Origin of the sequence: Pseudomonas sp. IT-196MI5 (assembly GCF_949767415.1) — a bacterium.
Lineage (GTDB): Bacteria > Pseudomonadota > Gammaproteobacteria > Pseudomonadales > Pseudomonadaceae > Aquipseudomonas.
Genome location: NZ_CATKPZ010000066.1, coordinates 123200 through 148373 on the forward strand (window position 1 = coordinate 123200; position 25174 = coordinate 148373).

The 25174-nt window shown below is 60.2% G+C and carries 23 protein-coding genes and 1 tRNA gene; 16 read left to right on the forward strand and 8 right to left on the reverse strand.

What is annotated here, in order from left to right:
* Positions 1 to 11: 11 nt before the first annotated feature.
* Both ACM6IK_RS24880 and dinD read left to right on the forward strand, forming a co-directional pair.
* Positions 12 to 281 carry a hypothetical protein gene (locus ACM6IK_RS24880; protein WP_150727892.1) on the forward strand — a complete coding sequence of 90 codons (270 nt, stop codon included), beginning with the start codon at positions 12 to 14 and terminating at the stop codon, positions 279 to 281.
* Between the two features lie 142 nt (positions 282 to 423).
* Positions 424 to 1290: a DNA damage-inducible protein D gene (gene dinD / locus ACM6IK_RS24885; protein WP_414876425.1), complete on the forward strand. Its 867-nt coding sequence runs from the start codon at positions 424 to 426 to the stop codon at positions 1288 to 1290.
* A gap of 128 nt (positions 1291 to 1418) precedes the next feature.
* On the opposite strand, the gene ACM6IK_RS24890 is transcribed toward dinD, so the two are convergent.
* The 4 genes from ACM6IK_RS24890 to rsgA all read right to left on the reverse strand — a co-directional run bounded on the left by ACM6IK_RS24890 (position 1419) and on the right by rsgA (position 4508).
* On the reverse strand, positions 1419 to 1910 hold the full coding sequence (locus tag ACM6IK_RS24890) for a toll/interleukin-1 receptor domain-containing protein (RefSeq protein WP_414876426.1): 492 nt from the start codon (positions 1908 to 1910) through the stop codon (positions 1419 to 1421).
* Positions 1910 to 2869 carry a caspase family protein gene (locus ACM6IK_RS24895; protein ID WP_414876427.1) on the reverse strand — a complete coding sequence of 320 codons (960 nt, stop codon included), beginning with the start codon at positions 2867 to 2869 and terminating at the stop codon, positions 1910 to 1912. The genes ACM6IK_RS24890 and ACM6IK_RS24895 overlap by 1 nt, the downstream gene beginning before the upstream one ends.
* Before the next feature lie 2 nt (positions 2870 to 2871).
* Entirely contained in the window at positions 2872 to 3279 is a 408-nt protein-coding gene (locus tag ACM6IK_RS24900; RefSeq protein ID WP_414876428.1) for a TIR domain-containing protein, read from the reverse strand.
* A 197-nt stretch (positions 3280 to 3476) separates the two neighbouring features.
* On the reverse strand, positions 3477 to 4508 hold the full coding sequence (gene rsgA / locus ACM6IK_RS24905) for a small ribosomal subunit biogenesis GTPase RsgA (RefSeq protein WP_414876429.1): 1032 nt from the start codon (positions 4506 to 4508) through the stop codon (positions 3477 to 3479).
* A gap of 106 nt (positions 4509 to 4614) precedes the next feature.
* On the opposite strand from rsgA, the gene orn reads away from it, so the two are divergent.
* Together orn and ACM6IK_RS24915 are read left to right on the forward strand one after the other, a co-directional pair.
* Complete coding sequence (orn, locus tag ACM6IK_RS24910; protein ID WP_007983969.1) at positions 4615 to 5157, forward strand: oligoribonuclease; 543 nt, start codon at positions 4615 to 4617, stop codon at positions 5155 to 5157.
* Between the two features lie 152 nt (positions 5158 to 5309).
* Complete coding sequence (locus ACM6IK_RS24915; protein ID WP_108218410.1) at positions 5310 to 5921, forward strand: trimeric intracellular cation channel family protein; 612 nt, start codon at positions 5310 to 5312, stop codon at positions 5919 to 5921.
* Here the strand turns inward: ACM6IK_RS24915 and queG are convergent.
* Positions 5903 to 6991: a tRNA epoxyqueuosine(34) reductase QueG gene (gene queG, locus ACM6IK_RS24920; RefSeq protein WP_414876430.1), complete on the reverse strand. Its 1089-nt coding sequence runs from the start codon at positions 6989 to 6991 to the stop codon at positions 5903 to 5905. The genes ACM6IK_RS24915 and queG overlap by 19 nt on opposite strands.
* Positions 6992 to 7054: 63 nt before the next feature.
* Here queG and ACM6IK_RS24925 point away from each other — a divergent pair, with 63 nt between their 5' ends.
* From ACM6IK_RS24925 to ACM6IK_RS24980, 12 genes are all read left to right on the forward strand, one after another.
* Positions 7055 to 8554, forward strand: coding sequence for an NAD(P)H-hydrate dehydratase (locus ACM6IK_RS24925; RefSeq protein WP_414876431.1), 1500 nt, complete (start codon positions 7055 to 7057; stop codon positions 8552 to 8554).
* The gene (gene tsaE / locus ACM6IK_RS24930; RefSeq protein WP_414876432.1) at positions 8542 to 9012 is read left to right on the forward strand and encodes a tRNA (adenosine(37)-N6)-threonylcarbamoyltransferase complex ATPase subunit type 1 TsaE; all 471 of its coding nucleotides are present in this window, start codon (positions 8542 to 8544) and stop codon (positions 9010 to 9012) included. The genes ACM6IK_RS24925 and tsaE overlap by 13 nt, the downstream gene beginning before the upstream one ends.
* Positions 9013 to 10443, forward strand: a complete 1431-nt coding sequence (locus ACM6IK_RS24935; RefSeq protein ID WP_414876433.1) for an N-acetylmuramoyl-L-alanine amidase — start codon at positions 9013 to 9015, stop codon at positions 10441 to 10443.
* The gene (gene mutL / locus ACM6IK_RS24940) at positions 10440 to 12344 is read left to right on the forward strand and encodes a DNA mismatch repair endonuclease MutL (RefSeq protein ID WP_414876434.1); all 1905 of its coding nucleotides are present in this window, start codon (positions 10440 to 10442) and stop codon (positions 12342 to 12344) included. Before ACM6IK_RS24935 ends, mutL begins: the two co-directional genes overlap by 4 nt.
* Entirely contained in the window at positions 12344 to 13315 is a 972-nt protein-coding gene (gene miaA, locus ACM6IK_RS24945; protein WP_414876435.1) for a tRNA (adenosine(37)-N6)-dimethylallyltransferase MiaA, read from the forward strand. Before mutL ends, miaA begins: the two co-directional genes overlap by 1 nt.
* A gap of 93 nt (positions 13316 to 13408) precedes the next feature.
* Entirely contained in the window at positions 13409 to 13669 is a 261-nt protein-coding gene (gene hfq / locus ACM6IK_RS24950; RefSeq protein ID WP_007902656.1) for an RNA chaperone Hfq, read from the forward strand.
* Between the two features lie 12 nt (positions 13670 to 13681).
* The gene (hflX, locus tag ACM6IK_RS24955; RefSeq protein WP_008048071.1) at positions 13682 to 14983 is read left to right on the forward strand and encodes a ribosome rescue GTPase HflX; all 1302 of its coding nucleotides are present in this window, start codon (positions 13682 to 13684) and stop codon (positions 14981 to 14983) included.
* A 96-nt stretch (positions 14984 to 15079) separates the two neighbouring features.
* Complete coding sequence (hflK, locus tag ACM6IK_RS24960; RefSeq protein ID WP_414876436.1) at positions 15080 to 16255, forward strand: FtsH protease activity modulator HflK; 1176 nt, start codon at positions 15080 to 15082, stop codon at positions 16253 to 16255.
* Positions 16255 to 17124 carry a protease modulator HflC gene (hflC, locus tag ACM6IK_RS24965; RefSeq protein ID WP_056725458.1) on the forward strand — a complete coding sequence of 290 codons (870 nt, stop codon included), beginning with the start codon at positions 16255 to 16257 and terminating at the stop codon, positions 17122 to 17124. Before hflK ends, hflC begins: the two co-directional genes overlap by 1 nt.
* A gap of 310 nt (positions 17125 to 17434) precedes the next feature.
* Entirely contained in the window at positions 17435 to 18622 is a 1188-nt protein-coding gene (locus ACM6IK_RS24970; RefSeq protein ID WP_414876437.1) for an ATP phosphoribosyltransferase regulatory subunit, read from the forward strand.
* Positions 18623 to 18676: 54 nt separating this feature from the next.
* Positions 18677 to 19966 carry an adenylosuccinate synthase gene (locus tag ACM6IK_RS24975; RefSeq protein WP_414876438.1) on the forward strand — a complete coding sequence of 430 codons (1290 nt, stop codon included), beginning with the start codon at positions 18677 to 18679 and terminating at the stop codon, positions 19964 to 19966.
* A gap of 150 nt (positions 19967 to 20116) precedes the next feature.
* Entirely contained in the window at positions 20117 to 22051 is a 1935-nt protein-coding gene (locus ACM6IK_RS24980) for a methyl-accepting chemotaxis protein (RefSeq protein WP_414876439.1), read from the forward strand.
* Positions 22052 to 22146: 95 nt separating this feature from the next.
* Here the strand turns inward: ACM6IK_RS24980 and ACM6IK_RS24985 are convergent, their stop codons facing one another.
* The 3 genes from ACM6IK_RS24985 to ACM6IK_RS24995 form a co-directional block, all read right to left on the reverse strand.
* Entirely contained in the window at positions 22147 to 23703 is a 1557-nt protein-coding gene (locus tag ACM6IK_RS24985) for an ABC transporter permease (RefSeq protein WP_414876440.1), read from the reverse strand.
* Positions 23703 to 24713 carry an extracellular solute-binding protein gene (locus tag ACM6IK_RS24990; RefSeq protein ID WP_414876441.1) on the reverse strand — a complete coding sequence of 337 codons (1011 nt, stop codon included), beginning with the start codon at positions 24711 to 24713 and terminating at the stop codon, positions 23703 to 23705. The genes ACM6IK_RS24985 and ACM6IK_RS24990 overlap by 1 nt, the downstream gene beginning before the upstream one ends.
* Before the next feature lie 340 nt (positions 24714 to 25053).
* Positions 25054 to 25140: transfer RNA gene (locus ACM6IK_RS24995), tRNA-Leu, on the reverse strand.
* Positions 25141 to 25174: the final 34 nt, after the last annotated feature.

Genomic DNA, 25174 nt, shown 5'->3' on the forward strand with positions numbered 1-25174 from the left:
GAATTCAAACCATGTCCCAATTCCACCCGCTCCAAAGCAACTTCAGCGTCGGGAGCACGCTGTACATCGACACTGAAGCTCGAGCTTCCGATCTTCTTGAAACCGCCACCCACCGAATCAAGGCCGCACGCAACCTGCTCAACAGCGTCACCTGCCTGTGCGTGAAAGATGCTGAGGGTCACGATTTGGAACATTTCGCCAATGCTGCGCACATACTGATACAGGAGGGCTGTGACGCGTTGGATGCGCTGGGTTGGAAGCTAGAAAAGACCGCACGCTGAAAATAGGAAAGCCGCAATGTTCGCGGCTTTTTGTCACACATTTGAGGCTATGCGGTCGGAAATCTGCCCTTCACTATCAGACAGATATTTACTGTCGCAAAGCATTCGAGATCGACGCCCTCTGACTGCCTCGGGATTTGCCATGGACAATCAATCACTACCACTGCTGCAACAGCGTTTCGACGCGCTGGTACATCGCGTGCCTGATGAAAGCATCGAATTCTGGTTCGCTCGCGAGTTGCAAGCCCCCTTGGGTTACGCACGCTGGGATAATTTTTTGACCGCCATCAGGCGTGCCGTAGCCTCTTGTGAAGCTACAGGTGTGGAGGTTTCCGATCATTTTCGTGACGTCACGAAAATGATCGAGGTGGGCAAAGGTGGTCAGCGTCCTGTCGAAGATTTCATGCTCACTCGTTATGCCTGTTACTTGATTGCCCAGAATGGAGACCCGCGTAAACAACAGATCGCATTTGCTCAGAGTTACTTCGCGCTCCAAACGCGCAAGCAAGAGTTGATCGAGGACCGAATGCGCTTACAAGCCCGCTTCGATGCTCGAGATCGGTTGCGTGAGTCGGAGAAAGAGCTATCGCAGAACATCTACGAGCGTGGTGTAGATGATGAAGGATTTGCCCGTATACGCTCCCGAGGAGATGCAGCATTGTTCGGCGGCAAGACCACACAGGCGATGAAGGACACGTATGGCATCGTTAAGAGCCGTCCATTGGCTGATTTTTTACCGACGCTGACTATTGCTGCCAAAAACCTGGCTAATGAGATAACTAATCACAACGTGCTACAGGTGGACTTGCAAGGCGAGCCGGCCATTGCCAAGGAGCATGTCCAGAATAATTTGAGCGTCCGAGATATGTTGGAACAGCGCGGCATCAAGCCCGAGGAGCTTCCCGCTGAAGAGGACATAAGAAAGCTTGAACGTCGCGTGAAATCCGAAGAGAAAAATCTTGCGAAACAGGCGACCAAGCTTCCTGCAGATGATTCAACCGATGGTTGAGTTTGAGTCTTACCAGACTAACTGAATTGGCAATAGTGAATCGCTTCCCTCGGGTGTCGATTGATTGGTCTGCATGACCGACAAAAAAGCCGACAGCGATGTCGGCTTTTTTGTCGGTGTTTTCTACATTAAAAGCCACGGGTGATTCGGGACTTGAGGTCGGCGTGAAAGCGATCCGCATTGGATTTGTTGACGCTGCGCACCGACTCGCTACCGGTCACCGACTCCAGCGACATCGAGCGCTTGAGTGTCGACTCGGTGCGATAAGCATCGATAAAAAACTCGATGTCCCGGTCGCTGGTCAGCTTCGGCCATTTATCGAGGTACAGCGGCAGCTCTGTCGGGCCGGTCCTGTACGAGCAGATGCGCCGATTCGTGATGGTCGCCTCGCCGATTTCGAACGGCACCCACCAGGACAGCGCGGTTTTCTCCGATACCACCGCCAGCAGGTGCGTGCATTCGCTGATGTTGCGGGTGATCACTCCGGTGATGTCATCGGTGGTCTGGGATTCGGCATCCAGTACGTCGAGGTAGGTCTTGATGTTGGCCTGGATCAGGCGCACGTTGATTTTGACCGCGTGGGCGCGATCCATGTGGCGGTAGCTGATAAACACTGGCATCAGAAATGTCCCTTGATCGCGAGTTCGCGGTAATAGGCGCCGAGCGCGGTGAGGCGGCAGCCGGTGGCGTGAATGGCGGCGTAGTACATGTGCTCGGCGTCCACCGGTTCGATGAGACTGTGGCGATTGCACTTTTGCAGCTGGGCGAAGACTTCGCCCTGTTCCGGGTTGAACTCGGGTTCGGTGGGCTCAAAGCTGGGGGCGAGGGGGTACACCGACTCGGCTTCGGCAAACCATTCGGGAAGTTTGCGCAGGATGTCCTTGGGGATCAGCGGCGACACTTCGCGCAGGGAAATGAACTGCGAGACGTTGGTCTTGAACACCGGGCGCTGTTCCCAGGCATCGAGCGCGTTGTCGACAAACGAATAAAGGCTGCCGGGGGTGATCTTGCCCAGGATGTTCGCGGCGCCACCGTGCAGGGCCTGGAGCAGCAATCCGGTGAACACGCCGTGTTGCGCGCCCTCCATCGCCGGTTCTTCCTTTTTACAGGCAGTCAGAATGGTCAGGCCTTCGCCGACCACGCTGCCTTCGCTGCGCAAGGCGCGCAGTTCGCCGGCCGAGCCGCTCTGGCAACAATCGAGAATGATCACTTTGTTTTTGATCTTCGTGGCTTTGCTCGCCCAGTTGAGGATGTCGCTGAGGCGAATCCCGTCCTTGGCGCTCTTGTAATCCTGCGGGATCAACATGCCTTCGTCGGTGTCGGTATCGAAGCTGCCGTGGCCGGCGAAATACAACAGCGCGACATTGCAGTCTCCGACAAACAGCTCGCGGATCTGGTCTTCGAGTTTTTCCCGGCTCAGGTAGTCCTCGGCGGAGGTCAGTACGATGTTCTTGAAGTTCGGATCGCCATTGGCGTCGGTCTTCAACACCGAGGCCATGGCCATGGCGTCATTGCTGCAACCGCTCAGGCGCGACACGTGGGTGTAGTCGTTGATGCCGATAAACAGTCCCTTGCGCATGGTTACACCGCCGTATGCTTGCGAATCGCATCGATGATGCTGTTGGTGTTCCACGCACATTCGGCATGTGCCGCGTCACGTACCGCCGTGGAAATCCGCTCGGCACCGAACGGCTTGATCGCAATGATCACCTTGCCCATGCGCTTGGCGATCTCGATTTCCTTGTTGATCCACTTGCTGTAGGTGGAGTACATCCCGGCCATGATCAATACCGCCGAACACGGGCGAATCTTGTTTTCGATGGCCTCCTCAAGTTGTTTGTCGGTTTTCGCGCCGACAATCGGGTTGTCCGGTGGCACCGAAAAATTCTTGTAGGTGAAACCGGGTTTGGCGTTGAGCAGGCGCACGAGATTGTCGTGGGCGTCGGAGTAGTTCCACGAGTGGCTGATGAACAGATGGTAGGTTTGCATGGGTGTCCCTCGGTGTCGCTGGAGTGCGAAGAGGGTCTGAAGCTAGGCTATTGGCTGGCGGCTACAAGGGGATGTGACTTAAAGAGAAATGCCCTACAAGCGCCGGCGCGGTGTCTTACAGAGAGGTCTGATGTTTAAGCGGGGGAAGATCCAGCCGCCGGCCGCCCCGCTGAAGGCAGGGTGGCCGGTACGTCTGTTTAGTAGCCGTTTTCCGGGAGACTGGCGATGATCGAGCGGTAGCTGTTCATCCGTTGCTGCTGCACGCGGCCGTCTTCAAGGGCCTTGAGCAGGGCGCAGCCGGGTTCGCGATCATGCTTGCAGTCGCGGAAGCGGCAGGTGCCGAGCAGGTCGTTGAACTCGATGAAACCGGCTTCGACGTCGGCACGGCTGACGTGGCCCAGGCCGAATTCGCGGATACCCGGGGAGTCGATCAACTCACCGCCGCCGGGGAAGTGGAACAACCGCGCGGTGGTGGTGGTGTGAGTGCCCTGGCCGGACAGCTCGGACAACGGACCGACGCGGGTTTCGACTTCCGGCAACAGGCTGTTGACCAGCGATGACTTGCCGACACCGGACTGACCGACGAACACGCTGATGCGTCCGTCCAGCTGCTTCTGCAACTGCTCCATACCGTTGCCGTGGTGCGCCGACACTTCCAGCACCGGATAGCCGAGGGTGCGGTACACCGCGAGCAAGGCATTCAGCGCAGGAGCGTTGTTGTCGTCGATCAGGTCGAACTTGTTCAGGAGCAACAGCGGTTTGATGCCCGCATGCTCGGCCGCGACCAGGTAGCGGTCGATCAGGTTGGCGTGGGGCTCGGGCAGCGGTGCAAACACGATGACAATCATGTCGACGTTGGCCGCAACAGGCTTGAGCTGGCCACGGCTGTCCGGGCGGCACAGTTCTGTGTTGCGCGGCAGTTGCGCCACGATCACGCCGATACCCTGGTTGCCGGCACGCCAGACCACCTGATCGCCGGTCACCAGCGCCGGCAGGTTGGCGCGCAGGTGGCAACGGAACACTTGGCCGGCCTGTTCGCCGTCGCGGGCCTCGACCTCGACCTGCACGCCGAAGTGCGCGATCACCAGGCCGTGTTGTTCCGGGCCCAGATCGCCGCCTTCAAGTGCCTCGACAGCCGAGGACTCGCGTTTGGCGGCGCGGGCGGCGCGCTCGCCCTGAATCTTTTCGATGCGCCAGTTTTGACGACGATTGAGTTGGCGTTTGGCCATGGGTGTTCCGTATCAAGAATGCAGCGATTAGGTAAAACGGCCGCGAGTTTAGCACGCCCGGCCACCGGCCTAGGCTAAACTGCGCAGCATTGCCTAGGAGCCAAACATGCAAAACCCGCAGAACCTGATCTGGATCGACCTGGAAATGACCGGTCTGAACCCGGATACCGACGTCATCATCGAAATGGCCACCATCGTCACCGACAGTGACCTGAACACCCTGGCCGAAGGCCCGGTGATCGCCATTCACCACAGCGACGAAATCCTCGCTGGCATGGACGAGTGGAACACCCGTCAGCACGGCGGTTCCGGGCTGACCCAGCGGGTTCGCGACAGTCGCATCAGCATGGCTGAAGCCGAAGCCGAAACCATCGCCTTCCTGGAGAAGTGGGTGCCGAAGGGCAAGTCGCCGATCTGCGGCAACAGCATCTGCCAGGACCGTCGCTTCCTGTATACCCACATGAAATCCCTGGAAAGCTACTTCCACTACCGCAACCTCGACGTGTCCACGCTCAAAGAGCTGGCTGCGCGCTGGGCACCGGACGTGCGCGACAGCTTCAAGAAGGGCAGCACCCACCTGGCCCTGGACGATATCCGCGAATCCATCGCCGAGTTGCAGCACTACCGCAAGCATTTCATCAAGGCCTGAGCCTGAAACCCGATCTGTAGGAGCTGGCTTGCCAGCGAAGGGGCCCTTGAGGGCGCCTTCGCCAGCAAGCCGGCTCCTACAGTGAGCTGTGCCCTCTTTTGGTGCCTGGGTGAAGTGAGTAGACTGCGCGCCTTTTTGCAAGGATCGCCACCATGCTGCTGATGCTCTACCTGATCGCCATCACCACCGAAGCCATGACCGGCGCCCTGTCTGCCGGGCGTCGTGGCATGGATTGGTTCGGTGTGGTGCTGATCGCTTGCGTCACGGCGCTGGGGGGCGGGTCGGTGCGCGACGTGCTGCTCGGGCACTACCCGCTGACCTGGGTCAAACACCCGGAATACCTGGTGCTGACGTCTGTCGCCGCGATGGTTACGGTGTTCACGGCGCGTTGGATGCGCCATCTGCGTTCACTGTTCCTGGTGCTCGATGCCATGGGCCTGGTGGCGTTCACCCTGATCGGCTGCATCACCGCCCTGGAAATGGGCCATGGCATGTTGGTGGCCTCGGTCAGCGGCGTGATCACCGGGGTTTTCGGAGGCATTCTGCGGGACATCTTCTGCAATGACATTCCGCTGATCTTCCGGCGTGAGCTCTATGCCAGCGTGTCGTTTGCGGCGGCGTGGTGCTACATGCTCTGCATCTATCTGCAATTACCCGATGAACAATCGATTCTGATCACCCTGTTCGGCGGTTTTCTGCTGCGCTTGCTGGCGATCCGTTTTCATTGGGAAATGCCCAAGTTTGTCTACAACGACGAAGCCTGACGTTCAGCGTGCTGCCGCAATGCCCACTCGACATGTTCACGTACCAGTTCCGACGGATGTTCCCGTCGCGCCTTCAGCGCTTCCAGCACCGGAATCGTTGAAGGCGCATTGCCCAATCCTACCGCCAGATTGCGCAACCAGTTTTCGTAACCGGTCCGGCGCAGCGGAGAGCCTTCGGTGCTGCTGAGAAATTTTTCTTCGTCCCACATGAACAGCTCAGCCAGCTGCGCATTGTCCAGGTTGTGTCGCGGCTTGAAGTCGCTTTCACCGGACGGACGGGCGAAGCGGTTCCACGGGCAGACAATCTGGCAATCATCGCAACCGAACACCCGATTGCCGATCAGCGGCCGCAGGTCTTCAGGGATCGCGCCTTTGAGTTCGATGGTCAGGTAGGAAATGCAGCGCCGGGCATCCAGCACATAGGGGCCGACGAAGGCATTGGTCGGGCAGATGTCGAGGCAGGCGCTGCACCGCCCGCAGTGTTCGGTGGCGTGGGGCGGGTCTACCGGCAGCGGCAAGTCAACGAACAATTCGGCGAGGAAGAAATAACTGCCTGCCTTGCGATTCAAAACCAGAGTGTTTTTGCCGATCCAGCCCAGGCCGGCCTGTTCGGCGATGGCTTTTTCCAGCACTGGTGCACTGTCGACGAATGCGCGATAGCCGAAAGGCCCGATGACCGCCTGGATCTTTTCCGCCAGTTGTTGCACGCGTTTACGGATCAACTTGTGGTAATCACGACCCAGGGCATAACGCGAGACGTAGGCTTTTTCCGGCTGGGCGAGCATTTTTGCCATGTGGGTGTCGCCCGCCAGGTAGTCCATGCGCAGAGACACCACGCGCAATGTGCCCGGCACCAGCTCTTCGGGGTGCGAGCGTTTACTGCCGTGAGCGCCCATGTAGTCCATTTCGCCGTGGTAGCCGGCGGCGAGCCAGCGCTCCAGATGCTGCTCATGCTCGGCCAGGTCGAGGCCGCTGATGCCGACTTGTTGAAAGCCCAGCTCGCGGCCCCAGTCCTTGATGGATTGGGCGAGGGCGGGCAGGTCTGTGTCAATAGCGGGAATAGCAGGCATGAGGCGAGAGAAACCGGAGCTGAGGTGCGTATAATTCTGCCAGACATCGGAGCCCGAAGACGCATGCCGCACATTAAAGATGAATTACCCGACGCGCTGTACAGCGCTGCACAAGTGCGAAGCCTCGATGCGAGCCTGATCGCGGCCGGTACACCGGGCTTCGAATTGATGCAGCGTGCAGCGCATGCGACCTGGCGGGCCGTGGTCCGCCGATGGCCGACAGCGAAAGAAATGAGCGTGCTGGCCGGTCACGGCAACAATGCCGGGGATGGGTATCTGGTGGCGGCACTGGCCAACCGTGCCGGTTGGACAGTGCGGGTGCTGGCGGTAGAGGATCCGCAGCGCTTGCAGGGTGATGCAGCGTTGGCCCATGCCGAGGCAGTGTCTGAAAAAGTGCTCATCGAGCCTTGGACCGCACAATCCGGATTGCGCGGCATTGTGCTGGATGCTTTGCTTGGTACCGGGCTGGGCGGCGATGTGCGTGAGCCGTATGCCAGCGCCATCGCCGCGATCAACTCCAGCAGGTTGCCGGTTGCGGCGGTGGATATCCCTTCAGGGCTGTACGCCGATACCGGTCGTGTGCTTGGCTGCGCGGTGTGTGCCGATCTGACGGTGACGTTCATCGGATTGAAGCTGGGGATGTTCACCGGTGATGCGGCGGATGTGGTGGGTGAGCTGGTGTTCAACGACCTGCGCGCCGATCCACAGCTGCTTGACGCGACACCGCGCAGTGCCCTGCGCCTGACGGCGGCTAACCTGCCGCGTCTGGCCTTCCGGCAACCTGCTTCCCATAAAGGCAAGTTCGGCCATGTGCTACTGATCGGCGGTGATCGCGGTTATGGCGGAGCGATCCTGCTGAGCGCGCAGGCTGCGCTGCGCAGCGGTGCGGGCATGGTGTCGGTGGCAACCCGCGGCGAACATGTGCCGGCGGCCCTGGCCAGAATCCCCGAGGCCATGGTGTTGGGCGCTTCTTCGGCCAATCAGTTGATGGAATTGCTGCAAAAAGCTTCCGTGTTGGTGGTCGGCCCGGGTCTGGGTCAGACTGCCTGGGCACGCAGCCTGTTGTCGGCCGCCGCCAACGCACCATTGCCGCAAGTCTGGGATGCCGATGCGCTGAACATGCTGGCCGAAGCCTGTGTGAGTTTGCCCAGGGATTGCGTGATCACGCCGCATCCCGGGGAGGCCGCGCGATTGCTGGGCCTGAGTACTGCCGAGGTTCAGGCTGATCGTCCTGCGGCTGCCCGTGCACTGAGCAAAAAATACACAGCAGTCGTGGTGCTCAAAGGTGCCGGCAGTTTGATCGCCAGTCCCGACGGGCGCCTGGCGCTGTGTCATCAGGGCCATCCGGCGATGGCCACCGCCGGGCTGGGCGACGTGCTGGCCGGTTTGCTCGGGGCGCTGCTGGCCCAGGGCATGGCGGCATTCGACGCGGCCTGCCTGGGAGTCTGGCTGCACGCCAATGCCGGCGAGCAACAAGGAAAAATGGGCCGTGGGCTGGCGGCCAGTGATCTGATTCCAGTCATTCGTCAGTTGTTGGAGGAGCAAGCACCGTGTCTGAAGTAACCCTGTACCTGGCTGATGAGCAGGCCATGAGCGACTTTGGCGCACGCATTGCCCGAATCACCCAAGGCCATGGCCTGATCTTCCTCGAGGGCAACCTGGGGATGGGCAAGACCACCTTGTCCCGAGGCATAATCCGCGGCCTGGGGCATGCCGGGGCAGTCAAAAGCCCGACGTTCACCTTGGTTGAACCCTATGAGATCGGCGATATTCGCGCCTTCCATTTCGACTTGTACCGTCTGGTCGACCCGGAGGAGCTTGAGTACCTCGGTATCCGCGACTACTTCGAAGACGACGCGCTGTGCCTGATCGAGTGGCCCGAAAAAGGTGCAGGCTTTTTGCCAAAGCCGGACCTGACCATTACCATTAGCCCGCAAGACAGCGGGCGTTCGCTGAACATTTTATCCCAGGGCTCGCGTGGCGAGGCCTGGTGTGCCGCTTTGGCATTGGAATCCAAATAGATGATGGGGTTAGGTATGCGCTTTCGCGCGTTGGTGGCTGCCGTAGGGGTGTTGTTTTTGGCGGTGACCGTCGACGCTGTGGCCGATACGAAGGTCAACAGTGTTCGTCTGTGGCGGGCACCGGACAACACACGACTGGTGTTTGACCTGACCGGCCCGGTGCAACACAGCGTCTTTACCCTGACGGCTCCGGATCGTCTGGTCATCGACATTAATGGCGCGACCCTCGGTGCGCCGCTCAACGTCAACACCTCGAACACTCCGATCACCGCCATGCGCTCGGCTCAGCGCACGCCGACCGACCTGCGGGTGGTCATCGACCTGAAAAGGGCGGTAACGCCGAAGAGCTTCTCCCTGGCGCCGAACGCCCAGTACGGCAACCGGTTGGTGGTCGATCTGTTCGATAACGCCGCGGATGCCGCTCCTCCTCCAGCACCAACGCCTTCGGTCGCCACAGTGCCCGCCGTGCCGGTCACGCCTGTGGAGCCTGCGATCAAGCTGCCACCAGCCCCGGCCGGCAAGCGCGATATCATTGTGGTGATCGACGCCGGTCACGGTGGCGAAGACCCGGGTGCAACGGGGTCTCGCGGTCAGCGTGAAAAAGACGTGGTACTGGCCATCGCTCGTGAATTGCAGCGGCAGGTCAACGGCATGAAAGGCTTCCGCGCCGAACTGACCCGTACCGGCGACTACTTCATTCCGTTGCGCGGCCGTACCGAAATTGCCCGCAAGAAAGGCGCCGACCTGTTCGTCTCGATCCACGCCGATGCCGCGCCTTCTGCCGCCGCTTTCGGTGCCTCGGTATTTGCCTTGTCCGATCGCGGCGCGACCTCCGAGACGGCCCGTTGGCTGGCCGACAGCGAAAACCGTTCCGACCTGATCGGTGGTGCCGGCAACGTCAGCCTCGATGACAAGGACCGCATGCTCGCCGGCGTACTGCTTGACCTGTCGATGACGGCATCCCTGACGTCAAGCCTGAACGTTGGCCAGAAGGTGCTGAGCAACATTGGCCGGGTTACGCCTCTGCACAAGCAACGGGTTGAGCAGGCCGGGTTCATGGTGCTGAAATCGCCGGATATCCCGTCGATCCTGGTGGAAACCGGGTTTATTTCCAACGCCAACGAAGCCTCGAAGCTTGCCGCGTCCAGCCACCAGCAGGCGCTGGCGCGTTCGATCAGCAGCGGCGTGCGCCAGTTCTTCCAGCAGAACCCGCCACCGGGCACTTATATTGCCTGGCTGCGCGACTCCGGCAAGATTGCCCAAGGGCCCCGTGATCATCGGGTAAGCCCGGGCGAGACGCTGGCGATGATCGCGGTGCGTTACCAGGTATCGCCGGCCACGCTGCGCAGTGCCAACAACCTGTCGAGCGATGAGCTCAAGATCGGTCAGAACCTGACCATCCCGGGGACTGAGCTGGCGGCCAAAGAATGAATCAGTCTGTGAACAACAGCGCTCGCATCGAGCTGCTCAGCCCGCGACTGGCGAACCAGATTGCTGCGGGTGAAGTGGTCGAACGCCCGGCTTCGGTAATCAAGGAACTGCTGGAAAACAGCCTTGACTCCGGTGCCAGGCGTATCGATGTCGATGTGGAGCAGGGCGGCGTCAAGCTGCTGCGGGTGCGCGACGATGGTAGCGGCATTTCCGCCGATGACCTGCCGCTGGCGCTGGCCCGTCACGCCACCAGCAAGATCCGCAACCTGGAAGACCTCGAGCAGGTCATGAGCCTGGGGTTTCGTGGTGAGGCCCTGGCATCGATCAGCTCCGTGGCGCGCCTGACCCTGACCTCGCGCACCCGCGACGCCGATCAGGCCTGGCAGGTCGAGACCGAAGGAAGGGACATGGCGCCTCGCGTGCAGCCCGCGGCCCACCCGGTGGGCACATCGGTTGAAGTGCGCGACCTGTTCTTCAATACGCCGGCGCGGCGCAAATTTCTCAAGACGGAAAAAACCGAATTCGATCACCTGCAAGAAGTGATCAGGCGCCTGGCCCTGGCGCGCTTCGATGTGGCGTTCCATCTGCGCCACAACGGCAAGACCATCCTCAGCCTGCACGAGGCCCATGATGATGCGGCCCGTGCCCGGCGCGTGGCAGCGATCTGCGGGCCGGGATTCCTGGAGCAGGCGCTGCCGATCGAGATCGAGCGCAACGGTCTGCACCTATGGGGCTGGGTCGGCCTGCCGACCTTCAACCGCAGCCAGGCCGACTTGCAGTATTTCTTCGTCAATGGCCGTGCGGTGCGCGACAAACTGGTGGCTCACGCGGTACGCCAGGCTTATCGCGACGTGCTGTTCAACGGTCGGCACCCGACCTTCGTGCTGTTTTTCGAAGTCGATCCGACCGGCGTGGACGTCAACGTGCACCCGACCAAGCACGAAGTGCGCTTTCGTGAAGGGCGCATGGTTCACGATTTCCTCTACGGCACCTTGCACCGCGCCTTGGGCGATGTGCGCCCCGACGATCATCTGGCGGCACCGGTTGCCACGGCCATCGTCCGGCCTAGCGGTCTCGAAGCCGGTGAATTCGGGCCCCAGGGTGAAATGCGCCTGGCCGCCAATGCGCTGCTGGAACAGCCTCAGGCTCAGCCGTCGTTCAGTACGCCGGCGGGTTCGGGGGCTGGCGCGGGTTATCAATACACGCCGCGTCCGCAGTCCGGAGTGCCCGTCGCCGAAGCGCAGGCCGCCTATCGCGAGTTCTTTGCGCCGCTGCCCGAGGCCAATGCCGTTGCGCTACCGGCCGGGCAGGACGACATCCCGCCGCTCGGTTATGCGCTGGCACAACTCAAGGGCATCTACATTCTTTCGGAAAACGCCCAGGGCCTGGTACTGGTGGACATGCATGCCGCCCACGAGCGGATCATGTATGAGCGTCTGAAGGTGGCGATGGCCAGCGAAGGCCTGAGCGGCCAGCCGTTGCTGGTGCCGGAGTCCCTGGCCGTCAGCCAGCGTGAAGCCGATTGCGCTGAGGAGCATGTCGCCTGGTTCCAGCGCCTGGGCTTTGAATTGCAGCGTCTGGGCCCGGAAACCCTGGCGATCCGGCAGATCCCGGCACTGCTCAAGCAGGCCGAAGCCAACCGCCTGGTCGCCGACGTGCTGGCTGATCTGATGGAGTTCGGCACCAGTGACCGCATTCAGGCGCACCTGAACGAATTGCTCGGGACCATGGCCTGCCACGGTGCGGTTCGTGCGAATCGGCGCCTGGCCCTGCCGGAAATGAACGGTCTGCTGCGTGACATGGAAAACACCGAGCGCAGCGGTCAATGCAACCATGGCCGACCGACCTGGACCCAACTGGGCCTGGACGATCTGGACAAACTGTTCTTGCGCGGTCGTTGATGAGCCAGTTCCCACCTGCGATTTTCCTGATGGGCCCGACCGCCGCCGGCAAGACCGATCTGGCCATCGAACTCACCAAGGTCCTACCGTGCGAGTTGATCAGCGTCGATTCGGCGCTGGTCTACCGTGGCATGGACATCGGCACCGCCAAGCCTTCCAAAGAGCTGCTGGCGCAATATCCGCATCGCCTGATCGATATTCTCGACCCGGCCGAGAGCTATTCGGCAGCGGATTTCCGCCGTGACGCCCTGGAAGCCATGGCGGAGATCACCGCACGCGGAAAAATTCCGCTGCTGGTGGGCGGCACCATGCTCTATTACAAGGCTTTGGTTGAAGGTCTGGCGGATATGCCGGCCGCCGATCCCGAGGTCCGCGCGCAAATCGAAGAAGAGGCTGCGCGCCTTGGCTGGCAAGCCTTGCACGAACAATTGGCGGTGATTGATCCGGAGTCCGCAGCCCGAATACATCCGAACGATCCGCAGCGTTTGAGTCGAGCGCTGGAAGTTTATCGAGTCAGCGGTCAAAGCATGACCGCCCTGCGGTTGCAGCAATCTGTGCAAAGTACTGAAGCAGCCGCTTCGGGACTGCAACAATTGCCCTATACTGTCGCGAACTTGGCCATTGCTCCGGCAAATCGCCAGGTACTGCATGAGCGAATTAAACAAAGATTCACTTTAATGTTGGAACAGGGATTCATTGACGAGGTCGTAGCCCTGCGTAATAGAGGTGACCTGCATACCGGGTTGCCGTCTATACGTGCAGTAGGCTACCGCCAAGTCTGGGACTACCTGGATGGCAAGCTGACGTCAGCCGAGATGCAGGAGCGTGGAATCATTGCCACGCGCCAATTGGCGAAACGTCAGTTCACCTGGCTGCGCAGCTGGACTGATCTGCATTGGCTGGACAGTCTGGATTGCGACAATCTGCCGCGCGCCTTGAAATACCTGGGGACCATCTCCATATTGAGCTGAGTCCTTGCAATTGCCGTCTATCCTTGGGGGTGTGACGGCCAAAGCCATCTGTTTACCTATTTTTTATATTGAATCCTTAAAGGAGTGCGGCACATGTCAAAAGGGCATTCGCTACAAGACCCTTACTTGAATACGTTACGTAAAGAGAAAGTTGGGGTGTCCATCTACCTGGTCAACGGTATCAAACTGCAAGGCACGATCGAGTCTTTCGACCAGTTCGTTATCCTGCTGAAAAACACCGTCAGCCAGATGGTCTACAAACACGCGATCTCTACAGTGGTGCCGGTTCGTCCAATTCGTCTGCCTAGCGCAACCGAATCCGAAGCCGGTGACGCTGAGCCAGGTAACGCCTGATAGGAGTCTCCTTTGTTCTTTGAGCGCCACGGTGGTGGTGAGCGAGTAATCCTCGTTCACTTGGATGGACAGGACCCTGAGGCGCGCGAAGATCCGCAGGAGTTTCAGGAACTGGCTAATTCGGCGGGTGCCGAGACCGTCGCGTTTTTTAACGTGCCGCGTCATCGGCCAACCGCCAAGACACTGATTGGCAGTGGCAAGGTCGAGGAACTGCGCGACCTGGTCAAAGCCGAGCAGGCCGATCTGGTGATTTTCAATCACATCCTCACACCCAGTCAGGAGCGTAACCTCGAACGTGTTTTCGAGTGTCGCGTGATCGACCGTACCGGTCTGATTCTCGATATTTTCGCCCAACGCGCCCGTACCCATGAAGGCAAGCTCCAGGTCGAACTGGCCCAGCTTGACCACATGAGCACCCGGCTGGTTCGTGGATGGACTCACCTTGAGCGCCAAGGTGGCGGTATCGGTATGCGTGGCCCGGGTGAAACCCAGCTGGAAACCGACCGCCGTTTGCTGCGGGTTCGCCTGCGGCAGATCAAGGGGCGGCTGGAGAAAGTACGCAGCCAGCGAGAACAGTCGCGCCGTGGCCGATCGCGTGCGGATATTCCTACCGTGTCCCTGGTGGGGTACACCAACGCCGGTAAATCCACGCTCTTCAATAACGTGACGAAATCCGACGTCTACGCAGCTGACCAATTGTTTGCCACGCTGGACCCGACTCTGCGTCGTCTGGATATAGACGATCTGGGGCCGATTGTCCTGGCGGACACTGTGGGTTTCATTCGCCACTTGCCCCACAAGCTGGTCGAAGCATTTCGGTCTACCCTCGAAGAGTCGAGTAACTCCGATCTGTTGTTGCACGTGATCGATGCGGCCGAACCGGATCGCATGTTGCAGATCGAGCAGGTAATGGTGGTGCTCGGCGAGATTGGTGCTCAGGACTTGCCGATCCTCGAGGTCTATAACAAACTCGATTTGCTTGAAGGCGTTGAGCCACAAATCCAGCGCGACGAAAACGGCAAGCCCCAACGGGTCTGGCTGTCGGCTCGTGATGGCAGTGGTCTGGAATTGCTTGAGCAAGCCATTGCCGAGTTACTGGGCAGTGATTTGTTTGTCGGTACCTTGCGCTTGCCGCAACGATTCGCTCGACTGCGTGCGCAGTTCTTCGAGCTCGGTGCGGTGCAGAAAGAAGAACACGACGAAGAAGGCATCAGTTTGCTGGCCGTTCGTTTGCCCCGGGTCGAGTTGAATCGACTGGTAAGCCGCGAGGGATTGCAGCCGATGGAGTTCATCGAGCAACACACTTTGCAATAAAAGCCTGGGAAAGCGGTTGTGCCGTGGTGACAGGCATTCTGTAGCATTGGTCGGCGCGCCGTGGGTGCGTCTTTGCTTTATCAGATGGAGAGCGCTATGGCTTGGAATGAGCCGGGTGGCAACTCGAATAATCAGGATCCTTGGGGTGGCAAGCGTCGTAACAACGGCGACCGCAAGGGGCCACCGGATCTCGACGAGGCCTTCCGAAAGCTGCAGGAAAGCCTGAACGGGTTGTTCGGTGGTGGTAAGAAACGTGGTAGCGACGACGGCGGTGGTCCGGGCAAGAGTGGCGGCTTTGGCGGCCTGCTCGGCATCGGTCTGGTCGTGCTGGCCGCCGTGTGGCTGTACAGCGCGGTCTACGTGGTCGACGAGCAGGAGCAGGCCGTGGTGCTGCGCTTCGGCAAGTACTACGAAACCGTCGGCCCGGGCCTGAACATCTATTTCCCGCCGATCGACAAGAAGTACATGGAAAACGTCACGCGTGAGCGTGCGTACACCAAGCAGGGCCAGATGCTGACTGAAGACGAAAACATCGTCGAAGTGCCGCTGACCGTGCAGTACAAGATCAGCAACCTGCAGGACTTCGTGCTGAGCGTCGATCAGCCGGAAATCAGCCTGCAGCACGCGACCGACAGCGCCTTGCGCCATGTGGTGGGTTCCACCGCGATGGACCAGGTACTGACCGAAGGTCGTGAGTTGATGGCCAGCGAGATCAAGGAGCGTCTGCAACGCTTCATGGACACCTATCGCACCGGTATCACCGTTACCCAGGTCAACGTACAGAGCGCAGCGGCACCGCGCGAAGTCCAGGAAGCCTTCGATGACGTGATCCGCGCCCGGGAAGACGAGCAGCGTTCGCGCAACCAGGCTGAAACCTATGCCAACGGCGTCGTGCCGGAAGCCCGTGGTCAGGCCCAGCGCATCCTCGAGGATGCCAATGGTTACCGTGACGAAACCGTCTCGCGCGCCAAGGGTGAGGCCGATCGCTTCACCAAGCTGGTCGCCGAGTACCGCAAGGCTCCTGAGGTCACCCGTCAGCGTCTGTACCTGGACACCATGCAGGAAGTCTTCAGCAACACCAGCAAGGTTCTCGTGACCGGCAACAAGAACGGCCAGAACAACCTGCTGTACCTGCCGCTGGACAAAATGGTCGAAAGTGGTCGCAACACCAGCGCTCCAATGAGCGGTGCGGCAGCCAACAGCAATGAAGCGAATACGCGTGCGGCAGCAGATCTGCAGCAACAGCAAGCACGTACCAGGGAGAGTCGCTGATGAGCAATAAATCGCTGATCGCCCTTATTGTCGGCGTCGTCGTGGCGATCGCTGCCTGGAACTGCTTCTACATCGTGGCTCAGACCGAGCGTGCGGTGTTGCTGCAGTTCGGTCGCGTGGTCCAGACCGATGTTCAGCCAGGCCTGCATGTGAAAGTGCCCTACGTTAACCAGGTGCGTAAATTCGACGCACGCCTGATGACGCTGGATGCACCGACACAGCGCTTCCTGACGCTGGAAAAGAAAGCCGTGATGGTCGATGCCTACGCCAAGTGGCGTGTGAAGGACGCAGAGCGTTACTACACCGCGACTTCCGGCCTAAAGCAGATCGCCGACGAGCGTCTGTCCCGGCGCCTGGAATCGGGCCTGCGTGACCAGTTCGGTAAGCGCACCCTGCACGAAGTGGTGTCGGGTGAGCGTGATGCGCTGATGGCGGATATCACGGCTTCGCTGAACAAGATGGCCGAGAAAGAGCTGGGCATCGAAGTGGTCGATGTTCGGGTCAAGACCATCGACCTGCCGAAAGAAGTGAACCGCAGTGTGTTCGAACGTATGAGCACCGAGCGTGAGCGTGAAGCTCGCGAGCACCGCGCCAAGGGTAACGAGCTGGCCGAAGGCATTCGAGCCGACGCCGATCGTCAACGCCGCGTGCTGCTGGCTGAAGCCTATCGTGAATCCGAGGAGGTTCGCGGTGACGGTGATGCCCAGGCCGCTGCGATCTATTCCAAGGCCTACGGTCAGGATCAGGAGTTCTACGCGTTCTATCGTAGCCTGCGCGCCTACCGTGAAAGCTTCGCGAACAAATCCGACGTATTGGTCCTCGACCCAAGCAGCGACTTCTTCCACTACCTGGAAAAAGCCAAGCCTTGATACGACGTTGACCTGAATCCTCCCGCCGGGCGGCTAAAACCTCTGGCGGGGTGATCCTTTGGGAAAACGTGTGTATGATGCGGCAGCCGGGAAATTCCCGGCTTTTTTGCGTCTGCATGTTTGATTGCTGTTTTTAAGCGGATGCCGGGCCGATAGGCTCGACAGTTTTTCGAGGAAAGTGGTCAGCGAAGCCGGTAGAAGGGCTTTTCGCTCCGTCGCCCATGCGCGTGGTTTGCGTATGGGCTGATCATTTTCTGCTTCACTCAAGGATCGCCGACAGGCTGGTCGCCCGGATATAGGGGAAGGCGTAATGGCAACGGTAGACCGCTGGCTTCTGCCAGATGGCATCGAAGAAGTACTGCCACCGGAAGCGGCGCGTATTGAAATCGCGCGTCGTCAGGTGTTGGATCTGTTCCAGAGCTGGGGTTACGAGTTTGTCGTGACTCCCCATATCGAGTACCTGGAATCCCTGCTGACCGGTGCAGGCCAGGACCTGGATCTGCGCACCTTCAAGGTCATCGACCCGCAATCGGGCCGGCAGATGGGTTTCCGTGCCGACATCACACCGCAAGTGGCGCGCATCGATGCGCATACCCTGCGTCGCGAAGGTCCGAGTCGACTGTGCTATGCCGGTAGCGTGCTGCATGCTCAGCCTCGTGCCCTGTCGTCCTCGCGCAGCCCGATTCAGCTGGGCGCCGAGTTGTACGGCGACGGCAGCCCAAGCAGCGACGTCGAAGTCATCAGCCTGATGCTCGCCATGCTGCAACTGGCCGATGTACCGGATGTGCACATGGATCTCGGCCATGTCGGCATCTACCGTGGCCTGGCCCGCGCTGCGGGTTTGTCCGGTGAAGTCGAGCAACAGTTGTTCGATGCTTTGCAACGCAAGGCCATCGATGAGGTCATTACCTTGACCGAGGGCTTGCCTGCCGATCTGTCGGGTATGCTGCGGGCGTTGGTCGATCTGTGTGGCGATCGAGAAGTGCTGGCTGCAGCCCGCGAGCGCCTGGCCAAGGCTCCGGCCCCTGTTCTGGCAGCTCTGGACGACTTGCTGGCGATTGCCGAGCGGCTGTCCGTGCGCTTCCCTGAGCTTCCATTGTATTTCGACCTCGGCGAGCTGCGCGGGTACCACTACCACACCGGTGTGGTGTTCGCCGTGTTCGTGCCGGGTGTTGGCCAGTCGATTGCCCAGGGCGGTCGTTACGACGACATCGGCGCCGACTTCGGTCGTGCCCGTCCGGCAACCGGTTTCTCTACCGATTTGAAAACCCTGGTGACCCTGGGGCGTGCTGAGATCGAGCTACCGTCTGGCGGTATCTGGATGCCTGACAGTACGGATGCAGCACTCTGGCAGCAGGTTTGCCAGTTGCGCGGTGAGGGTCAGCGTGTCGTTCAGGCCTTGCCTGGACAACCTTTGGCCGCCGCCCGTGAAGCGGACTGCGACCGGCAATTGATTCAGCAGAACGGGCTTTGGCAAGTTTCGCCACTGGCTTCTTGAGTTTTCCTGCCGGCCGCCGCCGGCACCAAGTTTGCGCGAATGAGGACAAGTGTTATGGGTAAGAATGTCGTAGTCCTGGGCACCCAGTGGGGTGATGAGGGCAAAGGCAAGATCGTTGATCTGCTGACCGAACATGCCGCCGCCGTAGTGCGTTACCAGGGTGGCCACAACGCTGGCCACACACTGGTGATCGACGGTGAGAAGACCGTCTTGCACCTGATCCCGTCGGGCGTACTGCGCGAAGGCGTGCAGTGCCTGATCGGCAACGGCGTGGTGGTTGCACCTGACGCCCTGCTGCGCGAGATCACCAAGCTGGAAGAAAAAGGCGTGCCGGTGCGCGAGCGCCTGCGCATCAGCCCGTCCTGCCCGCTGATCCTGTCCTTCCACGTTGCGCTGGACCAGGCCCGTGAAAAGGCCCGTGGCGAGCTGAAGATCGGTACCACCGGTCGTGGCATCGGCCCGGCCTACGAAGACAAGGTTGCACGTCGTGGCCTGCGTGTGGGCGACCTGCTCAACATGCCGCGCTTTGAAGACAAGCTGCGTGAATTGGTGGATTACCATAACTTCATGCTGGTGGGTTACTACAAAGAGCCAGCCATCGAGTTCGACAAGACCCTGGCCGAATGTAAAGAATACGCTGAGCTGCTCAAGCCGCTGATGCTGGATGTGACTGCCGAGCTGCACGACCTGCGTCGCGCCGGCAAAGACATCATGTTCGAAGGCGCTCAAGGCTCCCTGCTGGACATCGACCACGGTACCTACCCGTACGTGACCAGCTCTAACACCACCGCTGGCGGCGTTGCTACCGGTTCGGGTGTTGGCCCTATGTTCCTGGACTACATCCTGGGCATCACCAAGGCTTACACCACGCGTGTAGGTTCGGGTCCATTCCCGACGGAGCTGTTCGACGAAGTCGGTGCGCACCTGGCCAAACAAGGTCACGAGTTCGGCGCGACTACCGGCCGTGCTCGTCGTTGCGGCTGGTTCGACGCTGTTATCCTGCGCCGCGCTATCGATGTGAACAGCATCTCGGGCATCTGCCTGACCAAGCTGGACGTGCTCGACGGTCTGGAAACCATCAACATCTGCGTCGGCTACAAGGATGCGCAAGGTAAGGACGTTGCCCCGACTGATGCTGACAGCTACGTGGGCCTGCAGCCTGTGTACGAAGTAGTGCCGGGCTGGACCGAGTCGACTGTGGGTGCCAAAACCCTGGAAGAGCTGCCAGCTAACGCCCGTGCTTACATCAAGCGCGTCGAAGAGCTGATCGGCGCGCCGATCGACATTATTTCGACGGGCCCGGACCGCAACGAAACCATCGTTCTGCGTCATCCGTTTGCTTGATAAGTCATTGATGTAAAAAACAAAGGCCCCTTAATCGGGGCCTTTGTCGTATCTGTCTGCAGGACGGCATGACCTTTGCTGTGAACATTAAAAAAAGCATTGCTTCCGGCGTGCTATCAATTTAATGGCGCCAAAGCAGAGGGATTTCAGATGTCGGCCGTTCTCTCGTTGTTACAAAGCCGTTTGTTGCGGCCCGTGTTCGTTACCCTGGGTATCGCCCTATTGGTGCAGGTGCTAGTGGCTGTTGCTCTGACCCGGAGCACGGTGACTGCGCTGGAAGCCGATCTGGGCCTGCGCCTGGGCGCGGACAGTCAAAAGCTCTCTGCCGAGCTCGAGCAGGCAGGGCGCGAAGTCACGTCCAGTCTGGACAGTCTCTCTACCAGTACGCGTCAGCGCCTCACGGCCGGCTTGTCCTCGCGACTGGAGGAGGAGCAGATGCAATTGCGTTCGACCCTGGAAAAGGATCTGAAGGACTCCGCTGGCGACATGGCGCAGCTTCTGGCATCAGTCGCGCCCCGCGCCATGTGGGACAACGACGTCCCGACGCTTTCCGAATTCGCCCGCCGGGCCCAGCGCAATCCCAATGTGCTGTTCGTGGTGTATGACGACGCTACCGGCCAGCACCTGACACGCTACCTCAACCGGGAAAACCCGATCAACAAGGCGCTGCTGGAAAAAGGCCAGGGCGAGCGGGCGCTCGACAAGGTGCTGGATGCGGCGAAGAACGATCCTTCAGTCTTCTACATCGAAGCTTCGATCAATCCCAATGGCGTGGAAATCGGCAAGGTCCTGATGGGCGTCTCGACCGCTTCGGTGGAGACCGATCTCATGGCTCTGGACAAGCGCTTCTCGGCCTTGATCGCCAGCAGCGATCAACTGGTGGGCGACAGCCTCAAAGGCGCAGCCGCCGACAGCGCAACGGCCATGCGCTCGCGACTGCAGTCAGCCCAGTCCACGGCGGCTGAAATGAAAGCCAATACCACCAGTACCGTACAGGAAGCTGCTGCGACATTGCGTTGGCGCATCGGTGTGTGTCTGGCAGCGGTGGGTTTTGGTGTCCTGCTGTTGTTGGCGGTGGTGCTCGGTCGCCGAGTGGTCAATCGTCTGAAAATGCTGATCGTTGCCATGGACGACCTGGCGGCGGGGGAGGGCGATCTGACCAAGCGCGTGCAGATCAACAGCAAGGATGAAATCGGCGACATGGCGTCGGCGGTCAATCGTTTTGTGGATAAGTTGCAGCCAATCGTGCGCGAGGCGGGCGATGTGGCTCAGCGTACCGGTGTGGAAATTGGCGCCATGACCTTGCGCAACGCTGGTGCGGATGCGGCGGCTGGCATGCAGCGAGACGAGGTGGCGGAGAGTTTGCGCGCCCTGTCGCAAATGGCGGATGAGGCGCAGTCGGAAAGCCACGCCATGCAGGCGGCGCTCAAGCAAGTCGTGGACATTCGCCAGGCCACCGATGAAAACACCCGCACCTCGGCGAAAGTCGGCAGCCTGATCGAGGAGCTGGCGGGTCAGGTCAATACAGGCGCGCAAGTGATCGAGCGTCTGGCGCAGCAAAGTGAGCAGATTGAAGTGGTGCTGACGGTGATTCACGGCATCGCCGAGCAGACCAACCTGCTGGCGCTGAACGCGGCCATCGAAGCGGCGCGTGCCGGCGAGACGGGGCGCGGGTTTGCGGTGGTGGCAGATGAGGTGCGGGCGCTGGCGAGCAAGACGCAGAGCTCCACTGGCGATATTCAGGCGCACATTGTGGCGTTGCAGCAGGGTGCGCGCGAGGCGGTGGCGGCAATCGGGCAAGCCGGGCGCCAGGCCAGTGAGGGTTTGCTGGTGCTGCGTGACAGCGCGCGGTTGCAGCAGTCGGTGCAGGCGTCCGTCGAGCAGGTCCATGCGGCGATTGGCCTGGCTACCCAGGCTGCGGCGCATCAGGCGCAGGGCGCGCAGGCCGTGCGGGGGCGGGTCCAGACCATTCATGCCCAGGCCGAGAAGGCGGCGCAAGCTGTCGTGGAGACCACGGCGAGCGGCAAGGTGCTGGATGGCCTGGCGGCGCAGTTGAAGGCGAGCCTGGGGCAGTTCAGGGCTTGATGCCTTAAAGATCAAAAGATCGCAGCCTGCGGCAGCTCCTGCACGGGAATATGCGTTTCCCTGTGAGCTGCCGCAGGCTGCGATCTTTTGCTTTATCAACGACTCAAATACATTCGGGTCGTTAACAGGTAAACGGGCAGCCCCGACACCAATATCAACAACGCTGCATAAGGCGCCGCCGCCGCAAACTCCACATTCGCGGTATGTGCCCAGACTTCCGTTGCCAATGTATTCAGCCCGGTTGGGCTCAACAGCAAAGTCGCTGTCAGCTCTTTCATCGCATCCAGGAACACCAGGGCAAAAGCCGCGCCCAGCGCCGGGAAAATGATCGGCAGCGTCACTCGGCAAAACGCGCTGAACGATGATGCGCCCAGCGTGCGTGCCGCCTCTTCAAGTTGCGGCGCCGCCTTGTTCAGGGCAGTGCGGATCGGCGCCTGGGCCAGCGGCAGAAACAGCAGGGCATAGGCGATCAGCAGCAATGCCGAAGTCTGGTAAAGCATCGGCACGTAGTGCAGGGCGAAATACACCAGGGTCAGGGCAATGACCAGCCCCGGCAGTGCGTGCAGCAGAAATGGCAGGCGCTCGGCCCAGATCGCCAGTTGGCCTTTGTAGCGCACGACCAGCAGGCCAACCGGCACCGCCAGCACCAGGCACAGTGCAGCGCCACCCAGCGACAGTGCCAGGGAGGACAGCAATGCTTCGCCGATTGCCGCCACGGGAAAGGCTGCCGATGATCCCACCGCCAACCAGTAGGCCAGCATGCCCAGCGGAATCCCGCTGCCAATGATTGCCAGCAGCAGGCAATAAAGCTGTCCCACCACAGCCCAGGGGCCCAGTTGAACCTGTTCCGCGCGCCGCGCCGCACCTTGGCCGGTGCGCGCGTGTCGACCCTTGCCGCGCATGCGCAGCTCCAGCCACAACAGTGCCAGGCACAACATCAGCAGTACGGCGGAGAGCATCGCGGCGTTGGCATTGCTGAACTCCAGTTCGAACTGCTGATAGATCGCGGTGGTGAAGGTTTGCAGGCCGATGATCGACAAGGCGCCGAACTCCACCAGCATGTGCAGTGCAATCAGCAACGAACCCGCCAGCAGCGAAGGCCAGAGCAGGGGCAGGGTGACCTTGAAAAATACGCCCCAACGATTCTGCCCCAGCGTGCGCGCGGACTCTTCGAGGGACGGGTCAAGGTTGCGCAGCGTTGCCGCTACGGGCAGGAAAATCAGCGGGTATTTGGACAGGCTCATCACGAGGATAGCCCCGCCAAGTCCCTCGAAATGAGCGCTCAACGAAACCCAGGTAAAGCTGCTGACAAATGCCGGTACGGCGAACGGCAGGCAGAGGATCACGCCCCACAATCGTCGGCCCGGCAAATTACTGCGTTCCAGCAACCAGGCCAGCGACAAGCCGATTACCCCGCAAACAGCGGTGACCCCAATCATCAATGCGAGTGTGTTGCGCAGCAAGCCGAACACATAAGGTCGCCATAGCAAATGCAGTGCTTCTGCCCAGCCCGCCTGCCAGGCTTTCAGGCCGACATACAGCAGAGGCAGGAGGCTGAGCGCCACCAGCAGCAATACGGGCAATATCAGCCAGATAGACGGCCGCTTGCGCCGTGGCGCGTACGCGTGATGCGCAGACAGTGAGGCACCCATCAATTCAGGCCAACATCACGTTCCAGGTCCAGCGCTTCTTCGGCGTTGCCGAGGTCGGCAGGCGTGACTCTGGGTGCTTCCAGTTCGCTGAACGGCTTGAGCCCGCGGTCAGATTCCATGCCCTTGTGCAGCGGGTATTCGGCGGTGGTCTGGGTGATCACACGCTGGCCTTCCTCGCTGGCCATGTAGGCGAGCAATAGCTGTGCTTCTTTGGGGTGTTTGCTGGATTTGAGAACGGCAGCGCTGGACACGGTGATCAGTCCGCCGACATCGCCGCCGGTGAAGTAATGCAGTTTCGAATTGAGCTGGCCTTTTTCCCTCTGCAGGGCGAACCAGTAGTAATTGTTGACCAGCACGGTGGCGACTTCGCCATTTTCCACCGCTTTCAATGCAACCATGTTGTTGCTGTAGGTCTTGCCGAATGCACGCAGGCCGGTCAGCCACTCTTCGGCTGCGTCCATGCCGTGCACCTTGATGATCGCAACGGCCTGTTCCTGAAAGGCACCACTGGTGGGTACAAAGCCGACCTTGCCTTGCCATTTTGGATCGGAGAACTCCATCACCGAGGTCGGCAGGTCTTTTTCATCGATTAGCTTGGGGTTGAACGCAACGACGCGTACCCGGGCAGTCACGCCAATCCAGGTGCCATTGCCGGCGACGTATTCCTTGGGCAGAACGGCCAGCGTGGCGTCATTCGCCTTGGCGAGCAGGCCTTGTTCACCGAGTTTGTTCAGTGGCGGCGACTCTTCGGTGTAGATCACGTCGGCGGGAGAGCGATTGCCTTCTTCGACGATCTGGCTGGCGAGCTGGTTGCTGCTGCCTTTGCGCACACTGACGTGGATCCCGGTCTTGGCTTCGAAAGCTTTGGCAACCGCATCGCCGACTTCTTTGTGCTGGCCGTTGTAGAGGGTCAGGGCAACCGGGTCGGCGGCTTGGGTGAGGGGAGTGGCGAGCGCCAGGCCTAGCAGGGTAATGGTCAGGCCACGGCGCAGGGTATTTCGAAACATCATTCGCAGGGTTCCTCACTGTCGCATTGCAAAAACTTGCAACAATGATAAACGATATTGTTTCTCAAATGCGTTTTGTGATGTTGAAGGACGTTTGGTGCGTGCGGTAAATGGGGGGGGCTTTTGTGGCGAGGGGGCTTGCCCCCGTTCGGCTGCGAAGCAGTCGTAAAATCGGCAAATGCGGTGTGTTGAAGTATGCACTGGGGCCGCTTCGCGACCCAACGGGGGCAAGCCCCCTCGCCACATGAATGGTGGTGGTTCGAGCATTTTCAAAGGCCAGAAACGCAAAAACCCGCTTTCGCGGGTTTCTGTGAAATTCAAGGTCGTAACCTTGAATTTGAATTGGTGCCCAGAAGAAGACTCGAACTTCCACGACCTTGCGGTCACCAGCACCTGAAGCTGGCGTGTCTACCAATTTCACCATCTGGGCATTCATCTTCAGCGTTGTCACTGTTGATGTGGCG